Below are 14,808 nucleotides of genomic sequence, written 5' to 3'. Positions count from 1 at the left end.
ATATCTATTCTGTTATTGACAAATTAATTAATCAATAATATTGTTTTATTAATTGATTAATTAATCAATTAATAAAAAATTGGAGGTTGTGCATGTTAAGAGTAGAAAATTTGGTTAAATGTTATCAAAATGGGGATGAATTGCTTTATGCATTAAATTCAGTTTCGTTATCTATTGAGGAGGGAGAATTCGTAGTAATTTTAGGCCCCTCTGGATCCGGTAAATCTACACTTCTAAATGTAATTTCTGGGCTGGAGACACCTGATTCAGGAAGCGTAATATATGGTGATTACGAGCTTTGTGGATTAAATCAAAAGGAACTGACCATGTTTAGGCGAGACAAGACAGCTTTTATTTTTCAAGCTTATCACTTACTCCCATTTTTAAATGTGGAAGCTAACATAAAGATGGGTGCGGATTTAAAAGGAAATCAAAATATTACTGAAATAATTGATGGTGTAGGACTACGTGGATTAGAACACCGTCTTCCTTATGAACTTTCAGGAGGACAACAGCAAAGAGTATCAATTGCACGTGCATTAGCAAAGAATCCTGATTTTTTATTCTGTGATGAACCAACCGGAGCATTGGATGAAGAAACAAGCAAACAAATCTTAACTTACTTAAAAGAGCTTCAAAACCAACTGAAATTTACAATTATTATGGTAACCCACAATGTTAGTATTGCTCAAATTGCATCGAAAGTAATTAAGATGACTAGTGGAAGAATAGTGGAAATAATTAACAATGTTCATCCGCGTAATGTGAACGAGATAAAATGGTAAAAGGGTTGGTGCACTAATGAAATTGAACAAACAATATCCGTTAGTATTAGTTGTTGTCTTTTCTATGTTTATTTGTTCATTACTAGTTTTTTATCTTCAAAACTTAAGTTCTGTAAAAAATGTTCTAGCAGGGCAAAATCAACAGGATTTTACGCTTATTCTACAGAAAGAAGGAATAATAGAAGATCTTTCAAGCGAATATTCTTTTACATATGAACCGCTAACATACAAAGTTATTTATGAAGAAAATAATATATTTCGTGTATTGAAAAATACACGTAGGATAGATATTCCAATGTATTCTGAAGGTGTTGCACCTAACAAAATGAGTGAAATTGCGATAGATCAAAACTTTTCGAAGCAGAATGGTCTGACAGTAGGAGATTCAGTTGATATCGGCAATACCTCCTATTTCATTAGTGGCGTTTTTACTTTACCAGATGCAGTCACACCAGTAGTAGCGGATAATGGAATAACTTATAAATCAACTAATCAGGCATTTATATTATGTAGTGAAGATCTGTACTCAACATGGGATGAACTAGAAAGAATAAGTTATTCTGGTCGATTTTCTGAGCATTTGTCAGAGAAGCAAAAGCAAATTTTTCTAGAAAAAATGCTTATGAACACAAGTGTAAAGTCAATAGTTAATAAAGAGGATAACCCTCAAATACTTTCTTCATTAATTGCAAAAGAAAAAATGTTTAAAGTCTGTCTTATAAGCGCCCTATGCTTCCTGATATTAACCATAGTAATACTACTTACTACATCCATAATCCAAAATATAAATGAAACAAAATCTGATATGGGTGTTTTTAAAGCACTTGGCTATACTACCGTACAGATTGCTAAAAAATATCTTGTAGTAGGCGTATTTGTATTGATAGGTGGAATAATAGGATATTTAACTTCCTATATAATCAGCCCGCTATTTATTAATCGAATCAATTCTACATTCCTTGTACCCAATGTTTTACAAAAATTCGATCCTGTACAGTTCATTCTATTTACAATAATCCCAGCGCTGTTTTTCTCTATACTAGCGTTTGGAATTGCCGCATTTACCTTACGGAAGCCACCATTAGAAATGCTTCATAATGCAGAGTCAGGAAAATTAAATATTTTTGTTAAGCGAAGGCAAAAAATTAGAAAAACTATACCTTTTAAAAAAATAGTATTTAAATCAATTATTGCTAATAACATTTTATTAGTTTTATTGGCATTGCTCACAGGCTTTATGGCTAGTGCAAATTTACAAATTGCTTTTTCTTTGCAAGCAATGGCTGATAAGGTATCTTCATTAACACTTAAGGGAGTTGAGTATGAAAGTAATGTTCGGTATAATGAGGCTAAGGCAATGGAATCTTTGGACTCAGGAATACCTTATTATGCGATAGATTGTAGATTTGAATTTCCGAACGGTAATGTATTGAACAATGGACAATTTATGACATTATCTAATAGTTCGTCTCTGTTTAAGCTCTATAGTATTCAAAAACAGGACAACATAGATATTTCAGAGCAAGAAGGAATTGTTGTCAATGATTGGATGCGTAAGAAATATGATTTGTCGATTGGGGATACAGTAAAGATATATATAAATAATGATGCTTATCAACTACCTATAGCCGCTATTGAGCAATCAGTGTATGGAGAAATAGTTTATAGTAATATTGAAATTGCGAACAAGTATGGCATCTTAGAAAAAGAAGAATATAATGGTGTATTTACGGATGACAATGTAGAGTTTGACAACAAACAGCATATATTTGTTTCAAAACAAGAAGATATAATCGATTCAAGCTCTCAGCAAAAAGGAACGTATGTGGCTTTATCATTTTTATTTATCATAATTGGCTTAGCTTTAAGTATTTTAACAATTAGTATTGTTGTAAAGGTTATTATTTCCTCTAATCGAAAATATTTTGCATTGATGAAAGCTTTTGGCTATACGGATTCTGAATGCAATCGAATAGTCTTGTCAGGATTTCGTATAATCGCATACATTGGATTTATTATTGGAACAATTTATGCGATTATTTTGTCTAAATTTTTGTTTGATGCACTAGCTAAATCTTCTACAATGGCGATACCGATGACACCAGATGTTAAGGTGATAGTACTCTCCCTTGCAATCTTTGCTGTTTCATACGAGGTCATTATGTTAATCTATAAAAAAGGCTTCAATGCTGTATCAGTGCAGGAGGTTATGATGAAATGAATAAACGCCGCGAACAGAAGGAAGTTAGACGAGAGCAAATTCTAAACGCGGGCTTGGATTTGTTTATAAGAAATGGTTACCATGGAACTACAACGAAAGAGATCGCAGACATATTTGGAATTAGCCAAGGATTGCTGTTTCATTATTTCGGCTCTAAAGAAGAGGTATACCTTGAACTATTAGAACGAGCTAAAACAAGTATGTCTGATATTCATATTTCTGAAGAGGAATTAGAGCATCCTTTAGAGCATTTAAATACGATGATTACGATGATACTGGATTCTTTTAAAACTTATCCGTTATCAGCAAAATTATTTATGTTAGTTGGACAAGCACAGATAGCAAGTAACTTACCAGAGGCAGTTCAACAAGTGTCAAAGGATATCGCTGCCTCTAAGGAATTTGAAAATTTAGTTAATGTAGGCCAAGCTAAAGGGGTAATACGAGAGGGAAATCCTAAAGCGCTCGCAGGTTGTTTTTATTCTGCAATTCAAGGTGTTGCACAAACTTATGTTTGTTTCCCTGATATACCTTTACCACAAAGTAGCTGGTTAGTAGATATTTTGAAAAAGTAAAACGATAAAATAAGCCTGACATTTCTATTTAAAAATGTCAGGTTTTTTGATGTATAATTTGAAATCAAATGTCAGAAAAATAAAAGTTTTTTTACTTTAGTGATGTTCATTAAATAACTTCGCAAAATTGTCATAAAAAATTTTATTATGTTAGAAAAAGAAATCACTTTAGGAAAACAGCGTAGTTTAGCGGTTTAAAGCGACAAATTAAATGAAAAACTAAAATATTTCGTCAAATCTAAAAGTCAGAACATTCATAATGTTGTTGACGTACCCTAATAATCACGATAATATAGCGATACGTTCACACTTTGTTTGAGTGAAGTGTGATAGATATCTGAAAAATAGTCGGGGGGATTATTTGTGAAAGGCAATTTAAAAAAGCTTTCGTTCCTATTAGTTGGGTTAGTATTGTTACTTGCTGCTTGTGGTAGCGGTGGTTCTAGTTCATCTGATTCAAAGGGAGACGAGAAAAATAATGCAAGCGAGAGCAGCAAGGAAGCAGGAAAAACATATAAAATTGGGATTACTCAAATAGTGGAGCATCCATCTTTAAATGCTGCAACTGACGGCTTTAAAAAAGCAATTGATGACGCAGGCTTAAAAGTGGAATATGATTCACAAAACGCACAAAGTGATAACAGCCTAAACACAACAATAGCTAACAATCTAGTGAGCGCAAACGTAGATTTAATCTTCGCTAACTCAACACCGTCTGCACAAGCTGCAGCAACAGCAACTAGCGATATTCCTATTATCTTTACTTCTGTTACTGACGCAATCGGTGCCCAATTAATCGAATCAATGGAGAAACCGGGGAAAAATATTACAGGTACGATCGATTTACATCCTGAAACGATTTCTAAAACTGTAGCATTCTTAAAAGAGCTTGGTGCTAAAAACGTTGGTATGGTCTACAATGCAGGCGAGCAAAACTCGGTAGCACAAGTAAAAGAAGTGAAAAAGGTTATGGGCGAGCAGGGCTTAAAAGTAGTTGAGGCATCTGCGGCAACTTCTGCAGAGGTTAAACAAGCAACGGAATCATTAATTGGTAAAGCAGATGCTTTCTATATTATTACTGATAATACAGTAGTTTCTGCATTAGAATCTGTGATTGACGTAGCGAATGCAAATAAATTACCACTTGTTGTAGGAGAGCTTGATTCTGTCGCACGTGGCGGCTTAGCAGCATATGGATTTGAGTATTTTGATATTGGTTATGAGGCTGGACAAATGGCTGTGAAAATTCTAAAAGGTGAAGCAACACCAGCTGATACACCAGCACAATATCCACAAAACTTAAAACTACTAATCAATAAAAAAGTGGCAAATGATTTAGGTATCGACATTAAAGATTCCTGGGGTGCAGAGCTTTTAGACAAGTAATACCCTAACAATCATTATTAGAGCAAAGCGGGGGAGAACTATCCCCGCTTTATCTTCATTTATCTTCATTCAGCAGATTTTAATTATGAAATTTAGGAGATGATTCAACAATGTTTTCAGCATTATTTGGCTCAGTGGAGCAAGGAATCATCTATGCAATTATGGCACTTGGTGTGTACTTAACATTCCGTGTGTTAGATTTTCCGGATTTAACGGTTGATGGAAGCTTTGTAACAGGGGCGGCTACAGCAGCAACGATGATACTGCTTGGTTATCACCCAATCTTAGCGACTATAGTGGCAATTGTTGCTGGATTTATTGCAGGATGTATGACTGGAATTCTTCACACAAAGGGGAAAATTAACCCATTATTATCAGGTATTTTGATGATGATTGCTTTATATTCTATTAACCTACGTATTATGGGGTTAACTGCAGAAAATACGATAGGTCGTCCGAATATTCCATTATTGAATTCAGAAACGTTATTTTCAAAGTTTCAGGCATTTTGGAGTAACTTAGGCATCGATGCTGCATTAAATAACCTATTAAAAGGCATGGGCATTCAGCAAGTTCCAGCAACATGGGGCACGCTAATTGTCGTTTTAATCATCACGATTTTAATTAAGTTAATTGCAGACTGGTTCTTAAAGACAGAAGTCGGACTGGCTATCCGAGCAACTGGTGATAATAAGCGAATGATTCGCAGCTTCTCAGCAAATACAGATACACTTATTATTCTAGGGCTAGGGCTTTCTAATGCACTTGTCGCATTTTCTGGAGCTTTAATCGCACAGTATTCGAAGTTCTCAGATGTAAGTATGGGAATTGGTATGATTGTGATTGGTCTAGCATCCGTTATTATTGGTGAGGCCATCTTTGGTACTAAAACAATTATGCGTACGACATTTGCTGTTATCGCAGGGGCAATTATTTATCGTATTATTTTAGCTCTAGCATTACGTGTAGATTTCTTAGATTCAGGAGATATGAAATTAATCACAGCCATTATCGTTATTCTAGCGCTAATCTTACCTCAATTTATCAATAAGAGGAAGGAGCGCAAGCGTAAGGTTAAACGGGCAGCAGAGCGTTCACAAGTAAAGACTGTTGAGCAGGGAGGGAAAGGCCTTGCTTAAGCTAAACGGTATCAATAAAATTTTTAATGAAGGTACACCTGATGAAAAAATTGCGCTTGCTGAAATTAATTTGCATTTAAAGCCAGGTGATTTTGTGACAATTATCGGTAGTAACGGTGCTGGTAAATCTACGATGATGAATATGATTTCAGGTGCTTTAACGCCTGATTTTGGCTCGGTGTTAATTGATGGAAATGAGGTGACGACATTACCTGAATATAAACGCTCTCACTATATCGGCCGCGTATTCCAGGATCCAATGGCAGGTACAGCGCCAACGATGACGATTGAAGAAAACTTAGCATTAGCTTATTCACGAAATAAAGGTAGAGGGATACGCATCGGTGTTGATAAAAAGCGTCGAGAGTTTTTTAAAGAATCATTAGAGATGCTTGGATTAAATCTTGAAAACCGTCTATCAGCGAAGGTTGGCTTATTGTCAGGTGGGGAACGTCAAGCTCTGTCACTTTTAATGGCAACATTTACAAAGCCATCTATTCTATTGCTTGATGAGCATACGGCAGCACTTGACCCTTCTCGTGCAGAGTTAATCACTCGCATTACAAAGTATTTAGTTGAAAAGGATAACTTAACAACATTAATGGTTACTCACAATATGCAGCAAGCATTAGATTTAGGAAACCGTCTAATTATGATGGATAAGGGCCAAATTATTTTAGAGGTTGGCGAGGATCGCAAGCACGAATTGACGATTCCAGATTTAATGGCAGAATTCGAACGTATCCGCGGAGAGAAAATGAATTCAGATCGTGCTTTATTAGGGTAATCCAAACGCTCATACATAGGTATGGGCGTTTTTTATAGGTGGGAGGTTTACATTATAATCTAGCTAAGGAGGTGAAAAAATGCTATTGAAAATGAGAGAAGTATCATCGAAGCAACAGATGTTAGAGATGATCAATCGAAGGTTATCGAAATCTCACGCTAAGTATGATTATTTTCAAGAAATGCTAAGAAGAACTAAGGCAGGGTATGCAGGTGAAAAAAGAGTTGATCAGGAATGGAAGGAGATCTATTTACAGCAACCGTATTATTTATTACATGATGTGGAGTTTAAAGCTAAGGTTGGATCAACCTATCAAATTGATACATTATTAATGACACAGTATTTTATCTTAGTATTGGAGATCAAAAATATTTCCGGTCGTGTTGATTTCATGGCTGAAAACCACCAGTTCATAAGAGTTACTTCTGATGGAAGAGTAGATGGGTTTCGCAATCCGTTAGATCAGGTAAAGCGACATGCGAGATTTATGTTTAGAATGCTTCACATGAGAGGGCATCATATACCAATAGCGTGTTTTGTTATTTCTGCAAATCCAAATATGATTATGTCTTCTCGTTTTGCGACTCAGCCAATTCTCCATGTAAGTGGCTTGGCTGAGAGGGTTGAGCAATTATACAGGAAGCATCGACAAGTTTGTATAAGTGAAGCTGATTTAACTGAGCTCTCAGAACATCTGCTGAAAATGCATAAGCCAACCCGATGGATTCCAGATATTCAGCTAGATGAACTAAAGAAAGGGGCCTTGTGTTCACAATGTAATCATACTTTATGCTATACACATGGGAAATGGCGCTGTAGTAATTGCAGTATAATCGATAATCAATCGATGCTTGTTGCATTGCATGATTTTCGATTAATGATGGGAAACCATATTTCAAATGCTCAATTTCGTGATTTTTTTGATATTAACTCAGAGAAAGCGGTTTATTATTTATTGAAAAAATTAAAATTTGAAGCATTTGGTGAAAATAAGAGTAGAAAATATATCATTCCATCAACATTGTTAGATTAAAATGTTAGCGACAAAACTATCGAGCGGTCAGATAGTGTCGCTTAAGTTGGGCGATAATGCGCTGAAAAGTCTCGATAAACACCAGAAAAGTCTCGATAAACCTCAAACTTGTTTCGATAAAGCCCTAACTTATTTCCATTAACCTTCTTTCGTCCCTACAAAAAAGCCACACTTTCATAAGAAGTGTGACTCATTGTTTTAGACGAGTAAGCCGAAGAGCTGAATGTCGTTATTTACCTCTTTATATTTAAAGCCAAACTCATTCATACGTGCTAATAAACCTTCATATTCGTCACGATTGCCAAGTTCGATACCGACTAAGGCAGGACCACTCTCTTTGTTGTTTTTCTTTGTATATTCAAATGTCGTAATATCATCATTTGGCCCTAATACACTTGTAAGGAACTGGCGAAGTGCCCCTGCACGTTGAGGGAAGCTTACAATGAAGTAATAAAGTAAGCCCTCGTGAATTAAAGATTTTTCTTTAATCTCCTGCATGCGTCCAATGTCATTGTTGCCACCGCTAATGATGACAACCACTGATTTCCCTTTAATTTCTTCCTTATAAGAATCGAGTGCAGCAATAGATAATGCACCAGCAGGCTCTGCAATAATGGCATGCTTATTATAAAGGTCTAGAATTGTTGTACATACTTTACCTTCAGGTACTAGAACAATGTCATCTAAATAGCGGCGACAAACATCATAGGTATGATGACCGACGCATTTGACTGCAGCACCATCAACAAACTTATCGATCCAGTCAAGTGACACTGCACCGCCCTCTGCAAATGCAGCTTTCATACTGCCCGCACCAGCAGGCTCTACACCGATGATTTTACTTGTTGGGGAAAGGTTTTTAATATAGGCAGAAACACCAGACATTAATCCTCCGCCACCAACACTCCCAAACACGTAATCAATAGGTTCCTCTATATCATTCATAATTTCAACAGCAACAGTTCCTTGACCAGCGATTACATCAAAATCATCAAATGGGTGAATGAAAATCTTACCATGCTCTTCACAGTAGGTTAATGCACTTTCAGCAGAATCATCAAAAGTATCACCAGCTAAAATAATTTCCACATATTCTCGACCAAACATACGCACTTGGTCAATCTTTTGCTTAGGAGTTGTTTGAGGCATAAAGATACTTGCATGAATTTTTAATTGCGCACAGGCATAAGCGACACCTTGTGCATGATTACCTGCACTTGCGCAAACAACTCCAGCTGAGCGAGCCTCTTCTTCAATCTTTTTAATTTTATAATAGGCACCACGAAGCTTAAATGAGCGTACATGCTGTAAATCTTCGCGTTTGAAATAAATATTAGCTCCGTATTTCTCGGATAAATAGTCGTTTTTCTGTAGCGGTGTGTGCACGACTACATCTTTTAAAAAATGATGTGCAATTAAGACATTTTCAACTTGCACGGTTCTAGTATCAGCAACTTCCATAGTCTTCATCCTCCGTTTTACGTATAAAACATTTATCTATGATAGCATATTTTATTAGAAATTTGCTATTAATTTTTAGTAAATTCTAAATTTTCGGTGTCTGTTTTGTGTTTATAAGAATAATGAAACATATTCGAGAAAAAACAATGCTTATCGAGCTTCAAGTAACCGCCAATATTCAAAAAATTTTCCTCATAACCAAAATGGTCAAGCATATACTAGACTAGCTTAGGACTAGTAGGAGGGTATGTAATTGGAAATCATTCAAGGGATTCTATCTACATACATTCAATTTTTCGATTGGGACATGTGGAGGGAAGTTTTAGCAGACCCAGTGTCTTGGGGATTAATATCAACACTAATTGTTATCGAGGGTTTACTATCAGCAGATAATGCACTTGTATTGGCAGTACTAGTAAAGCATTTACCAAACAAGCAACGAAAACGAGCGCTAATGTATGGTATGTTGGGTGCCTACTTTTTTCGCTTCCTGTTTATAGGCATCGGTGTATACTTAGTAGAATTTTGGTTTATAAAATTACTAGGTGCCTTGTATTTAGGATGGCTGTGTGTCGCGCATTTCTTACAAATAGGGGAAGAGGATAGTGTCAAGGAAGTTAAAAAAACAGGCTTGATGGTTCGACTGTTTGGGACGTTTTGGGCAACCGTTATCTCAGTAGAATTAATGGATATTGCCTTTTCGGTTGATGCCATATTTGCTGCATTTGCGATATCCAATCAAATATGGATATTACTGGTCGGTGGAATGCTAGGTATTTTAATGATGAGAACCATTGCAGGCCTATTTCTAATCATTATTGAAAAGATACCTGAACTTGAGACGACAGCCTTTATCATCATTGGCATTATTGCGCTGAAAATGCTAGTAAGTATTGTTGGTGTTCATGTTCCGCATTATATGTTTTTTGTAGTTCTTATTATTGTTTTTACATTTACTTTCATTATTCATTTTTTGAAAAAATTAAGAGTTGCTTAACAAAAAGGTTCTGCTCTCAAAAAGAGAGCAGAACCTTTGTTTAATCACTTAGCATAATGATCAGGATTTACAATATAGAATTTTTCAATATTTAGCCAGCTTTCGCTCATTGGCTCCCCGTCATCAATGCGTTTTTCCGTTTCCTGCATCATCCAAGCGGTTTGAGAGGCATGTGCCTGTAATGCTTTCACTTTGTCCATCTTCATTTCACGAATATCATAGACAACATGGGGCTCTCCATTTTTCTCAATTGTATCATTCGCAAATGCACAGCCAAACACTTGGGGACGCTCCGCTTTAGGCATACGACGAACAGCCTCAACTACTGCACGAGCAGTGGCCTCATGATCAGGATGCACAGCAAAGCCAGGTAGGAAAGTAATGATGAGCGAAGGTGTTAACTCTTCGATTAACCCTTCCACCAGCTTTACCATTTTTTCATCGTCTTCAAACTCAATTGTTTTATCACGTAAACCAAGCATACGTAGATCCTGAATACCCATAGCCTCAGCAGCAGCAATAAGCTCCTTACGGCGAATTTCAGGTAAGGATTCACGTGTAGCAAAAGGTGGATTTCCTAAATTACGCCCCATTTCACCTAATGTTAGACATGCATATGTAACAGGTGTATTCATCTTCTTTGTATAGTAGGCGATAGTCCCAGCAACTGAAAAAGCCTCATCATCTGGGTGAGGGTAAACAATTAAAATATGACGTTGTGGTTGTAAATTCAAATAGTCGTCCCCCTTAATAAGAAAATGGCGTTTCACTAATTTCAAGCGCAATCGCCAATTTTCCAGAGTAGTCTAGTCCAGCCATTAATAAACGGCCTAAATCATCTAATTCATAATGTGTGATGCCTTGTGCATAGACCCAGCCATGTGCCATTTTTAAGCCGACACGATGGGGTGAATCATCTACTACTTTCGCTAGCTCGTAATTAATCCTTGCATTGCGAATAAAGGCGCCTGCATTAAAAAATTTTTCATCAAAGTGTGCTGCATAAGAACCGTTCGTTGTCTCAAGATGAATATAAACGTCTTTGTTGGCGAAAGAATTCAATAATTCTTGTAACGTCTCTACATGTACTTCTTGCATCTTAACACTCCTCTCGATTATTTCTAATTTAAGTATAGTAAAAAAAATTCACAAAGGGAAATTGAATGCCCTTTAGATGATAAATTAATCATTTGGTTAAAATAAACCGATATCTATAAATCTATGACACATCCATAAGCAATATTCTTGAAAAAATTATAGTAATGTATCAATATAAGAGTGTGAAAGCAATTTTGTACAAAATGTGTCGTTTTGTATAGTAAATGATTTCACAACTAATAAGATATTGCAACCATGGCTTCTTTCTGTTATGGAGTATAGATAACCATATATGTTGAAGGGAGAAATTACTAGGAACTATAACGAATTCTATCTTGGTACAATAGATGACGTTCCTTCAATGTGGACTGGTTACGGACTTGAAAAGGAAAGAAGACTGAAAGCTAATTATCATAGTATAGTAAAAAAGCCGCAATTCTCATTTTAATAGAGAATCGCGGCTTTTTAAAAGTAGCTGAAGAATTCGAAATATGTATCTTTAATATCTGTTAAGCTTTCGTTCAATGGAATCTAAGCGATTGTTAACATTCTGTAATTGTTTACACATTTGCCTAAACTGTAAATTTTGATCCTGTGCCTTTGATGTATTTTCTTGTGCTAATTTCTCTTCCTCCTGCAATGCTAATATATCTGCGAGGGTTGATAATGAATAACCAAGTGTTAATACAATGGAAGCAATTACTTCAACTTTAGAGGAGGTTATTTCTCCAGCTAATAAACCAGATTGATCAGTCGTTCCATCATGATGTTTATGCTTTTTCATTTTTCTCCCTCCCGTATACAGCTAATATATGGTGAAGAAAGAAGTAGCGTATCTTGTCCATCACTTTTCACAATGAGAGCAAAAAGTCCCTTATTAAGAATTTGTAATTTTCTAATAATTATATTGATTTTTCTAGAAGAATAGAGCATTATAGTAGGAATAAACCTGTTTTAAGGGGGAATTGTTGTGAATAAGGGCTATAAATATTGTAAAGAATCTAGAGTTATGCGTACAAGTCGAGTGTTTCCAAACGACGTTAACAATCATAATACTCTATTTGGTGGTCGTTTAATGAGTGATATTGACCAAGTGGCCTCCATTTCTGCTGCAAAGCATAGTCGTAGAGACTGTGTAACAGCCTCAACGGATTCGGTTGACTTCCTTCATCCAATTCGCCCAACGGATTCTGTCTATTTTGAATCCTATGTAACATGGACAGGAACGTCTTCTATGGAGGTTTTCGTAAAGGTTATTTCTGAAAATTTAAAAACGGGTGAACGGAAGGTTGCAGCGACAGCATTATTAACATTTGTAGCGTTAGATGAAAATAATAAGCCTGCACCGGTGCCTCGCGTTATTCCTGAAACGGTTGAGGAGACAAAGCTACATGAAACAGCCGCAGAACGAGCAAAGGCACGCGCAGAGCGGAAAAAGGAAAGTAAGGCGTTGGCTCAGTTTATTTCAATGAATGACCCATGGGATTATCGTCTCGAAATGATGGAAAACTATTATATGTGAAAAAAGCATCCGATTAGTAATGCTAATCGGATGCTTTTTCATTTTTATAGCTCTATCACTGTTACTTCAGGTGCACCAAAACGTGATTTTGCACCGTGCATTACTGGTCCAACGTAATCATTTAAAGCCCATCCATGAGCAATTGCAGCAGATACAAACTCTTTTGCTTCTATAACTGCTTCTTTCACAGAAAGACCATTTGCAAGATTTGCGGTTACTGAGGCTGCAAATGTACAGCCTGCGCCATGGTTATAAGTAGAAGCTACTTTTTTAGATTCTAGTAAATAGAACTTCTCACCATCAAAGAATAAATCTGTTGCTTTTTCTGTTGCTAGCGCTTTTCCACCTTTTATGACAACAGCCTTAGCACCAAGCTCATGAATTTTACGAGCTGCTGTTTTCATTTCTTCTATCGTTTTTGGTGTACCTGTTCTAGCTAATTGTCCTGCCTCAAATAGGTTTGGTGTTGTGACGGCAGCTAGTGGCAATAGATATTGAATCATGGCGTCTGTGTTGCCGGGGTTCAATACCTCATCTTCGCCTTTACAGACCATGACAGGATCAATGACAACATTGGATGTACCCGATTTTGCGATAGCATCTCCTGCAACCCGAATAATTTCCTCAGTTGAAAGCATCCCTGTTTTGATGGCATCAATGCCTGTTGAAAGGGCTGTATCAATTTGTTTTTGCAGAAGCTCTGTTGGCAATGGCGTGACATTATGTGTCCAACCATTTGGTTCCATCGTAACAATTACCGTTAGTGCCACCATCCCATATGTTCCATGTTCCTGAAATGTTTTCAAGTCAGCTTGCATTCCTGCGCCACCTGAAGTATCTGAACCAGCAATGGTTAAAGTTTTTTTAAGAGTCATGTGAAAGATCTCCTTTATAATTGAGAGTATTAAAATTACCATCTAGTATAGTCTGATTCTGATTCTATAAAAATAGCCAGAATGCTATATTTTTACAAGGTCAGTTTGAATTGATACTTGAATTCAACATTATTTTTTTGTACCGTGAAAGAAGAGAAAGGGGCTTTTAGACGATGAAACAAGTATTCCCGAATGATTGGCAAGCAATACTAGCAGAAGAAATGGAAAAAGCATACTATAAAAAATTACGACAATTTGTAGCACATGAATATTCAACACAAACAATTTATCCACCTATGAATGATGTCATGAATGCCTTTACTACAACAGCTTATTGTGATGTGAAGGTCGTCATATTAGGTCAAGATCCTTATCATGGTCCGAATCAAGCACATGGGTTGAGTTTCTCAGTAAAGCCAGGAGTTCCACACCCACCAAGTCTACGTAATATGCTACAAGAATTACAGGATGATGTGGGTTGTCCGATTCCCCAACATGGCACATTAACGAAGTGGGCTCAACAGGGGGTCATGCTATTGAACACAGTTTTAACTGTGCGTGCAGGTCAAGCAAACTCCCATAAAGAACAAGGGTGGGAGCAATTTACCGATGCTGTAATTGATAAATTGGCAGCAAGAAATGAGCCTATTATTTTTGTATTATGGGGCAAGCCAGCACAACGGAAAAAACCATTAATCCGTAAATATTCAACACCACATGTCATTTTGGAGGCACCTCATCCAAGTCCACTTAGTGCCTATAGAGGCTTTTTTGGTAGTAAACCATATTCTAAAATTAATGCACAGTTACTAGAATGGGGAGAGCAGCCTATTGATTGGTGTCTTGCATAAGATTGGCACAAATCGTTTATCTTCATTCAGCAGACTCTCACCTCTTCAAGTGGTGAAATGAATGTCGTTTTGGTTCCT

At 36.5% G+C, this 14,808-nt stretch carries 15 protein-coding genes; 10 read left to right on the top strand and 5 right to left on the bottom strand.

What is annotated here, in order from left to right; translation table 11 throughout:
* Window positions 1–92 precede the first annotated feature (92 nt).
* From AC2CGN_RS11895 to AC2CGN_RS11865, 7 genes are all read left to right on the top strand, one after another.
* Window positions 93–785, top strand: coding sequence for an ABC transporter ATP-binding protein (locus AC2CGN_RS11895; protein ID WP_484514012.1), 693 nt, complete (start codon window positions 93–95; stop codon window positions 783–785).
* Window positions 786–801: 16 nt separating this feature from the next.
* Window positions 802–3,006 carry an FtsX-like permease family protein gene (locus tag AC2CGN_RS11890; RefSeq protein WP_484514010.1) on the top strand — a complete coding sequence of 735 codons (2,205 nt, stop codon included), beginning with the start codon at window positions 802–804 and terminating at the stop codon, window positions 3,004–3,006.
* Window positions 3,003–3,581 (top strand): TetR/AcrR family transcriptional regulator, encoded by a 579-nt coding sequence (locus AC2CGN_RS11885; RefSeq protein WP_484514008.1) that lies wholly within the window; start codon window positions 3,003–3,005, stop codon window positions 3,579–3,581. The genes AC2CGN_RS11890 and AC2CGN_RS11885 overlap by 4 nt, the downstream gene beginning before the upstream one ends.
* A 363-nt stretch (window positions 3,582–3,944) precedes the next feature.
* Window positions 3,945–4,967 carry an ABC transporter substrate-binding protein gene (locus tag AC2CGN_RS11880; protein ID WP_484514006.1) on the top strand — a complete coding sequence of 341 codons (1,023 nt, stop codon included), beginning with the start codon at window positions 3,945–3,947 and terminating at the stop codon, window positions 4,965–4,967.
* A 110-nt stretch (window positions 4,968–5,077) separates the two neighbouring features.
* Window positions 5,078–6,106 carry an ABC transporter permease gene (locus AC2CGN_RS11875; RefSeq protein WP_429980191.1) on the top strand — a complete coding sequence of 343 codons (1,029 nt, stop codon included), beginning with the start codon at window positions 5,078–5,080 and terminating at the stop codon, window positions 6,104–6,106.
* A complete protein-coding gene (locus AC2CGN_RS11870; protein ID WP_283870668.1) occupies window positions 6,099–6,893 on the top strand; it encodes an ABC transporter ATP-binding protein in 795 nt (264 codons plus the stop codon). The genes AC2CGN_RS11875 and AC2CGN_RS11870 overlap by 8 nt, the downstream gene beginning before the upstream one ends.
* Before the next feature lie 79 nt (window positions 6,894–6,972).
* Complete coding sequence (locus AC2CGN_RS11865) at window positions 6,973–7,926, top strand: nuclease-related domain-containing protein (RefSeq protein ID WP_484514004.1); 954 nt, start codon at window positions 6,973–6,975, stop codon at window positions 7,924–7,926.
* Window positions 7,927–8,124: 198 nt separating this feature from the next.
* Here the strand turns inward: AC2CGN_RS11865 and ilvA are convergent, their stop codons facing one another.
* A complete protein-coding gene (gene ilvA / locus AC2CGN_RS11860; protein ID WP_484514002.1) occupies window positions 8,125–9,387 on the bottom strand; it encodes a threonine ammonia-lyase IlvA in 1,263 nt (420 codons plus the stop codon).
* 253 nt (window positions 9,388–9,640) lie between these two features.
* On the opposite strand from ilvA, the gene AC2CGN_RS11855 reads away from it, so the two are divergent.
* On the top strand, window positions 9,641–10,384 hold the full coding sequence (locus AC2CGN_RS11855; protein ID WP_429980194.1) for a TerC family protein: 744 nt from the start codon (window positions 9,641–9,643) through the stop codon (window positions 10,382–10,384).
* Window positions 10,385–10,428: 44 nt separating this feature from the next.
* Here the strand turns inward: AC2CGN_RS11855 and bshB2 are convergent, their stop codons facing one another.
* From bshB2 to AC2CGN_RS11840, 3 genes are all read right to left on the bottom strand, one after another.
* On the bottom strand, window positions 10,429–11,118 hold the full coding sequence (bshB2, locus tag AC2CGN_RS11850) for a bacillithiol biosynthesis deacetylase BshB2 (RefSeq protein WP_429980195.1): 690 nt from the start codon (window positions 11,116–11,118) through the stop codon (window positions 10,429–10,431).
* 13 nt (window positions 11,119–11,131) lie between these two features.
* Window positions 11,132–11,482, bottom strand: coding sequence for a YojF family protein (locus AC2CGN_RS11845; protein ID WP_283870673.1), 351 nt, complete (start codon window positions 11,480–11,482; stop codon window positions 11,132–11,134).
* 499 nt (window positions 11,483–11,981) lie between these two features.
* Window positions 11,982–12,266, bottom strand: a complete 285-nt coding sequence (locus AC2CGN_RS11840) for a hypothetical protein (protein ID WP_429980196.1) — start codon at window positions 12,264–12,266, stop codon at window positions 11,982–11,984.
* 186 nt (window positions 12,267–12,452) lie between these two features.
* Between AC2CGN_RS11840 and AC2CGN_RS11835 the strand changes: the two genes are divergently transcribed.
* Window positions 12,453–13,004 (top strand): acyl-CoA thioesterase, encoded by a 552-nt coding sequence (locus AC2CGN_RS11835; protein WP_054770280.1) that lies wholly within the window; start codon window positions 12,453–12,455, stop codon window positions 13,002–13,004.
* Window positions 13,005–13,048: 44 nt separating this feature from the next.
* On the opposite strand, the gene thiD is transcribed toward AC2CGN_RS11835, so the two are convergent.
* Window positions 13,049–13,879, bottom strand: a complete 831-nt coding sequence (gene thiD, locus AC2CGN_RS11830) for a bifunctional hydroxymethylpyrimidine kinase/phosphomethylpyrimidine kinase (protein WP_484513999.1) — start codon at window positions 13,877–13,879, stop codon at window positions 13,049–13,051.
* A 173-nt stretch (window positions 13,880–14,052) separates the two neighbouring features.
* Here thiD and AC2CGN_RS11825 point away from each other — a divergent pair, with 173 nt between their 5' ends.
* Complete coding sequence (locus tag AC2CGN_RS11825; RefSeq protein WP_429980198.1) at window positions 14,053–14,730, top strand: uracil-DNA glycosylase; 678 nt, start codon at window positions 14,053–14,055, stop codon at window positions 14,728–14,730.
* Window positions 14,731–14,808: the final 78 nt, after the last annotated feature.

It is taken from the genome of Lysinibacillus sp. DFXJR4, assembly GCF_057196045.1.
This window is presented reverse-complemented; position numbering and strand designations above follow the sequence as displayed.

Coding starts and splice junctions, on each gene's coding strand:
- AC2CGN_RS11895 (WP_484514012.1), top strand. CDS start 93: ATGTTAAGAGTAGAAAATTTGGTTAAATGTTATCAAAATGGGGATGAA.
- AC2CGN_RS11890 (WP_484514010.1), top strand. CDS start 802: ATGAAATTGAACAAACAATATCCGTTAGTATTAGTTGTTGTCTTTTCT.
- AC2CGN_RS11885 (WP_484514008.1), top strand. CDS start 3,003: ATGAATAAACGCCGCGAACAGAAGGAAGTTAGACGAGAGCAAATTCTA.
- AC2CGN_RS11875 (WP_429980191.1), top strand. CDS start 5,078: ATGTTTTCAGCATTATTTGGCTCAGTGGAGCAAGGAATCATCTATGCA.
- AC2CGN_RS11865 (WP_484514004.1), top strand. CDS start 6,973: ATGCTATTGAAAATGAGAGAAGTATCATCGAAGCAACAGATGTTAGAG.
- ilvA (WP_484514002.1), bottom strand. CDS start 9,387: ATGGAAGTTGCTGATACTAGAACCGTGCAAGTTGAAAATGTCTTAATT.
- AC2CGN_RS11845 (WP_283870673.1), bottom strand. CDS start 11,482: ATGCAAGAAGTACATGTAGAGACGTTACAAGAATTATTGAATTCTTTC.
- AC2CGN_RS11840 (WP_429980196.1), bottom strand. CDS start 12,266: ATGAAAAAGCATAAACATCATGATGGAACGACTGATCAATCTGGTTTA.
- thiD (WP_484513999.1), bottom strand. CDS start 13,879: ATGACTCTTAAAAAAACTTTAACCATTGCTGGTTCAGATACTTCAGGT.
- AC2CGN_RS11825 (WP_429980198.1), top strand. CDS start 14,053: ATGAAACAAGTATTCCCGAATGATTGGCAAGCAATACTAGCAGAAGAA.